Origin of the sequence: Microbacterium oxydans, from assembly GCF_000956405.1 — a bacterium.
In the GTDB taxonomy this organism is placed as follows: Bacteria; Actinomycetota; Actinomycetes; order Actinomycetales; family Microbacteriaceae; genus Microbacterium; species Microbacterium oxydans_C.
This window is the reverse complement of the sequence record NZ_JYIV01000003.1, coordinates 1-5,342: the sequence shown is the minus strand read 5'-3', so window position 1 is coordinate 5,342 and position 5,342 is coordinate 1. Positions and strand designations below refer to the sequence as shown.

Below are 5,342 nucleotides of genomic sequence, written 5' to 3'. Positions count from 1 at the left end.
TCTCTTTGGTCAGCATCAAACTCGCTGCGTTCCGGTTTTTCCCCGGTTCGTATGCATTTCTTTTTTACGGAGAGTTTGATCCTGGCTCAGGATGAACGCTGGCGGCGTGCTTAACACATGCAAGTCGAACGGTGAACACGGAGCTTGCTCTGTGGGATCAGTGGCGAACGGGTGAGTAACACGTGAGCAACCTGCCCCTGACTCTGGGATAAGCGCTGGAAACGGCGTCTAATACTGGATATGTGACGTGACCGCATGGTCTGCGTCTGGAAAGAATTTCGGTTGGGGATGGGCTCGCGGCCTATCAGCTTGTTGGTGAGGTAATGGCTCACCAAGGCGTCGACGGGTAGCCGGCCTGAGAGGGTGACCGGCCACACTGGGACTGAGACACGGCCCAGACTCCTACGGGAGGCAGCAGTGGGGAATATTGCACAATGGGCGCAAGCCTGATGCAGCAACGCCGCGTGAGGGACGACGGCCTTCGGGTTGTAAACCTCTTTTAGCAGGGAAGAAGCGAAAGTGACGGTACCTGCAGAAAAAGCGCCGGCTAACTACGTGCCAGCAGCCGCGGTAATACGTAGGGCGCAAGCGTTATCCGGAATTATTGGGCGTAAAGAGCTCGTAGGCGGTTTGTCGCGTCTGCTGTGAAATCCGGAGGCTCAACCTCCGGCCTGCAGTGGGTACGGGCAGACTAGAGTGCGGTAGGGGAGATTGGAATTCCTGGTGTAGCGGTGGAATGCGCAGATATCAGGAGGAACACCGATGGCGAAGGCAGATCTCTGGGCCGTAACTGACGCTGAGGAGCGAAAGGGTGGGGAGCAAACAGGCTTAGATACCCTGGTAGTCCACCCCGTAAACGTTGGGAACTAGTTGTGGGGTCCATTCCACGGATTCCGTGACGCAGCTAACGCATTAAGTTCCCCGCCTGGGGAGTACGGCCGCAAGGCTAAAACTCAAAGGAATTGACGGGGACCCGCACAAGCGGCGGAGCATGCGGATTAATTCGATGCAACGCGAAGAACCTTACCAAGGCTTGACATATACGAGAACGGGCCAGAAATGGTCAACTCTTTGGACACTCGTAAACAGGTGGTGCATGGTTGTCGTCAGCTCGTGTCGTGAGATGTTGGGTTAAGTCCCGCAACGAGCGCAACCCTCGTTCTATGTTGCCAGCACGTAATGGTGGGAACTCATGGGATACTGCCGGGGTCAACTCGGAGGAAGGTGGGGATGACGTCAAATCATCATGCCCCTTATGTCTTGGGCTTCACGCATGCTACAATGGCCGGTACAAAGGGCTGCAATACCGCGAGGTGGAGCGAATCCCAAAAAGCCGGTCCCAGTTCGGATTGAGGTCTGCAACTCGACCTCATGAAGTCGGAGTCGCTAGTAATCGCAGATCAGCAACGCTGCGGTGAATACGTTCCCGGGTCTTGTACACACCGCCCGTCAAGTCATGAAAGTCGGTAACACCTGAAGCCGGTGGCCTAACCCTTGTGGAGGGAGCCGTCGAAGGTGGGATCGGTAATTAGGACTAAGTCGTAACAAGGTAGCCGTACCGGAAGGTGCGGCTGGATCACCTCCTTTCTAAGGAGCATCTGACTCTTCGGAGTCCAGAACCCAGATCGAGAACGTTCGTTTCTCGCTGGGAGCTCATGGGTGGAACATTTGACATGGTGCGAAGGATGTTGTTCTTCTCCAGTACGCCGCTTCGGTGGTTGGAACGGGGAGGGTGACGGATGTCGCACCTGCACGCTGTTGGGTCCTGAGGGACCGGATGCGCACTGGCCTTCGGGTCGAGTGCACAGTCGGTTACTCTGGGCCTTTCGCTGTTTCCCGGTTGGGAAGTGGTGAGGGGTACCGCCCGTACTTTGAGAACTACACAGTGGACGCGAGCATCTTGCAACAGCCTTCGGGTTGTTGCACAAGATGATCTTAAAGATCATTAGTCAATTTCTGATTCAGTCTTCGGACTGGTCGGGTTTTTGATTCAAACTCATGTGATTTCAAGTCTTTAAGAGCAAACGGTGGATGCCTTGGCATCTGGAGCCGAAGAAGGACGTAGCAATCTGCGATAAGCCTCGGGGAACTGATAAGCAAGTTTTGATCCGAGGGTGTCCGAATGGGGAAACCCCGCTGGGCGGCGTGCCGACCTAGTGACTCCCGCCTGAATATATAGGGCGGGTAGAGGGAACGTGGGGAAGTGAAACATCTCAGTACCCACAGGAAGAGAAAGCAACCGCGATTCCGTTAGTAGTGGCGAGCGAAACCGGATCAGGCTAAACCTAGCGTGTGTGATAGCCGGCAGGCGTTGCACGTTGGGGGTTGTGGGACTTTTCAGTCATCTCTGCCGAGGTGGCGGCGTTACAAGAAGGTATAGACGAACGGTCTTGAAAGGCCGGTCATAGAGGGTGCCAACCCCGTAGTCGAAATGCTTCTCTTGGCGCGAAGAGTATCCCAAGTAGCACGGGGCCCGTGAAATCCCGTGTGAATCTGTCAGGACCACCTGATAAGCCTAAATACTCCCAGATGACCGATAGCGGACAAGTACCGTGAGGGAAAGGTGAAAAGTACCCCGGGAGGGGAGTGAAATAGTACCTGAAACCGTTTGCTTACAAACCGTTGGAGCCTCCTTAGTAGGGGTGACAGCGTGCCTTTTGAAGAATGAGCCTGCGAGTTAGCGATATGTGGCGAGGTTAACCCGTGTGGGGTAGCCGTAGCGAAAGCGAGTCTGAATAGGGCGATTCAGTCGCATGTCCTAGACCCGAAGCGAAGTGATCTATCCATGGCCAGGTTGAAGCACGTGTAAGAGCGTGTGGAGGACCGAACCCACTTAGGTTGAAAACTGAGGGGATGAGCTGTGGATAGGGGTGAAAGGCCAATCAAACTTCGTGATAGCTGGTTCTCTCCGAAATGCATTTAGGTGCAGCGTTGCGTGTTTCTTGCCGGAGGTAGAGCTACTGGATGGCCGATGGGCCCTACAAGGTTACTGACGTCAGCCAAACTCCGAATGCCGGTAAGTGAGAGCGCAGCAGTGAGACTGTGGGGGATAAGCTTCATAGTCGAGAGGGAAACAACCCAGACCACCAACTAAGGTCCCAAAGCGCGTGCTAAGTGGGAAAGGATGTGGAGTTGCTGTGACAACCAGGAGGTTGGCTTAGAAGCAGCCACCCTTGAAAGAGTGCGTAATAGCTCACTGGTCAAGTGATTCCGCGCCGACAATGTAACGGGGCTCAAGCACGCCACCGAAGTTGTGGCATTGACATTATTGGTAGGCCTTCGTGGTCCAGCCGTGTTGATGGGTAGGAGAGCGTCGTGTGGCCAGCGAAGCGGCGGTGTAAACCAGCCGTGGAGGCTACACGAGTGAGAATGCAGGCATGAGTAGCGAATGACGTGTGAGAAACACGTCCTCCGAAAGACCAAGGGTTCCAGGGTCAAGCTAATCTTCCCTGGGTAAGTCGGGACCTAAGGCGAGGCCGACAGGCGTAGTCGATGGACAACGGGTTGATATTCCCGTACCGGCGAAGAACCGCCCAAGCTAATCCAGTAGTGCTAAGTGTCTGAATCCCAGTGACTGATCCCTTCGGGGTGACGCTCTGGGCCTAGCGCACGACCCCATTCTGGTGCGGTTAGCGTATTAACAGGTGTGACGCAGGAAGGTAGCCCAAGCCAGGCGATGGTTGTCCTGGTGCAAGTGCGTAGGCCGAGTCGTAGGCAAATCCGCGATTCATTGAGGCTGAGACACGATGCGGATAAAAAGTGGGTGATCCTATGCTGCCAAGAAAAGCATCGACGCGAGGTTCTAGCCGCCCGTACCCCAAACCGACTCAGGTGGTCAGGTAGAGAATACCAAGGAGATCGAGAGAATCGTGGTTAAGGAACTCGGCAAAATGCCCCCGTAACTTCGGGAGAAGGGGGGCCATCCACTTATACGGATTTACTCCGAAAAGGGTGTGGTGGCCGCAGAGACTAGTGGGTAGCGACTGTTTACTAAAAACACAGGTCCGTGCCAAGTCGCAAGACGATGTATACGGACTGACGCCTGCCCGGTGCTGGAAGGTTAAGAGGACCGGTTAGCCGCAAGGCGAAGCTGAGAATTTAAGCCCCAGTAAACGGCGGTGGTAACTATAACCATCCTAAGGTAGCGAAATTCCTTGTCGGGTAAGTTCCGACCTGCACGAATGGCGTAACGACTTCCCAACTGTCTCAACCGCGAACTCGGCGAAATTGCATTACGAGTAAAGATGCTCGTTACGCGCAGCAGGACGGAAAGACCCCGTGACCTTTACTACAGCTTGGTATTGGTGTTCGGTGTGGCTTGTGTAGGATAGGTGGGAGACTTTGAAGCATGGACGCTAGTTCGTGTGGAGTCATTGTTGAAATACCACTCTGGTCACTCTGGATATCTAACTTCGAACCGTAATCCGGTTCAGGGACAGTGCCTGGTGGGTAGTTTAACTGGGGCGGTTGCCTCCCAAAAAGTAACGGAGGCGCCCAAAGGTTCCCTCAACCTGGTTGGCAATCAGGTGTCGAGTGTAAGTGCACAAGGGAGCTTGACTGTGAGACTGACAGGTCGAGCAGGGACGAAAGTCGGGACTAGTGATCCGGCAGTGGCTTGTGGAAGCGCTGTCGCTCAACGGATAAAAGGTACCTCGGGGATAACAGGCTGATCTTGCCCAAGAGTCCATATCGACGGCATGGTTTGGCACCTCGATGTCGGCTCGTCGCATCCTGGGGCTGGAGTAGGTCCCAAGGGTTGGGCTGTTCGCCCATTAAAGCGGTACGCGAGCTGGGTTTAGAACGTCGTGAGACAGTTCGGTCCCTATCCGCTGCGCGCGTAGGAAATTTGAGAGGATCTGACCCTAGTACGAGAGGACCGGGTTGGACGAACCTCTGGTGTGTCAGTTGTTCCGCCAGGAGCACCGCTGATTAGCTACGTTCGGGATGGATAACCGCTGAAAGCATCTAAGCGGGAAGCCGGCCTCAAGATGAGATTTCCATACCTTCGGGTGAGAGGCTCCCAGCCAGACTACTGGGTTGATAGGCCAGATGTGGAAGTGCAGTAATGCATGCAGCTGACTGGTACTAATAAGCCGATGACTTGATAACACACCGTTTGTTGGTGCTACGCGTCCACTGAGTGGTTCTCGATGTACGGTCGAGAGCCGCATAACAACAATGACTTTGTTATGTGTTTGATTGAAACATCAATAGTGTTTCGGCGGCCATAGCGTGAGGGAAACGCCCGGTTACATTCCGAACCCGGAAGCTAAGCCTCACAGCGCCGATGGTACTGCAGGGGGGACCCTGTGGGAGAGTAGGACACCGCCGGACTCCTTTTA

General features: G+C 54.6%; 3 rRNA genes. All 3 read left to right on the top strand.

The features are described 5' to 3' along the window. Window positions 1-63: 63 nt before the first annotated feature. The 3 genes from RN51_RS00035 (at window position 64) to rrf (ending at window position 5,334) form a co-directional block, all read left to right on the top strand. Window positions 64-1,587 (top strand): 16S ribosomal RNA (locus tag RN51_RS00035). A 417-nt stretch (window positions 1,588-2,004) separates the two neighbouring features. Continuing rightward, window positions 2,005-5,109: ribosomal RNA gene (locus RN51_RS00030) — 23S ribosomal RNA — on the top strand. Between the two features lie 108 nt (window positions 5,110-5,217). After that, window positions 5,218-5,334, top strand: a 5S ribosomal RNA gene (gene rrf, locus RN51_RS00025). Together the 16S, 23S and 5S rRNA genes form the textbook arrangement of a ribosomal RNA operon. Window positions 5,335-5,342: the final 8 nt, after the last annotated feature.